The organism is Marinimicrobium sp. UBA4209 (assembly GCF_002381585.1).
GTDB lineage: Bacteria > Pseudomonadota > Gammaproteobacteria > Pseudomonadales > Cellvibrionaceae > Marinimicrobium > Marinimicrobium koreense.
In genome coordinates this window covers 15,722-16,451 of record NZ_DFTP01000079.1, presented here as the reverse complement: position 1 = coordinate 16,451, position 730 = coordinate 15,722, and the positions used below count along the sequence as shown (strand labels likewise).

At 60.0% G+C, this 730-nt stretch carries 1 protein-coding gene and 1 pseudogene; both read left to right on the top strand.

Going from position 1 to position 730, the window contains the following annotated elements; translation table 11 throughout:
- Positions 1-48 precede the first annotated feature (48 nt).
- Positions 49-171 carry a hypothetical protein gene (locus B3187_RS11885; protein WP_286806674.1) on the top strand — a complete coding sequence of 41 codons (123 nt, stop codon included), beginning with the start codon at positions 49-51 and terminating at the stop codon, positions 169-171.
- Positions 172-526: 355 nt separating this feature from the next.
- Positions 527-730: pseudogene (locus B3187_RS11880) on the top strand (phosphogluconate dehydratase); the annotation flags it as partial.

Here is a 730-nt window from a genome sequence, read left to right as displayed (position 1 = left end):
TTCACCCAGGGCATCATCTGGCAGATTCACTCCTTCGATCAGTGGGGTGTGGAGCTGGGTAAGGTGTTGGCCGCCGGTATCCAGCCGGAACTGGCAGACGGCGCCGAGGTGAGCGACAAACATGATGCCTCGACCCGCAGTCTGATAAACTACTACAAACAAGCAAAGTAACAGCGGAAACAGTACGGCCGCCAGCGACCCTGGGTCTCTGGCGGCAAAATCATTTATAACCGCTGCACGGAGACGTGTGAGAGAGCCTCGGGAGTATTGTCCGGCAATGTATCGGATGAGCCCTGAGGAGCATTAGACCGTGAATATAGCAAGTCAGACGAGGCTTGGCGGACTGGCCCTTGGCGGACTGACCATGGTGCCGTCCCCCTGGTGCTGTCCGGCCCCCAACGCCGGATCAGCCCACCCGCAAGCGGGGTGACAGCGCCCGGGGCAGGCCGTCCGACCCGATAAATCGCTCCCGCGGGTGGCGGGGCGAGGGCGTCTGGCTGGATGTAAAGTAATCAATGGTGCTGAAATGACTCACAAAAGACTCTCCGATATTACCCAGCGGATCATCGACCGAAGCCGAGATACCCGGGCGGCCTACGTTGAGCGCGTCAATGCGATGCGCAATGATGGCCCCTCCCGCCAGCGCCTGTCCTGTGGCAACCTGGCTCACGGATTTGCTGCCTCTTCCGAGAAAGAGAAACAGCAGCTGATGGATACCGGCGCGCCCAAT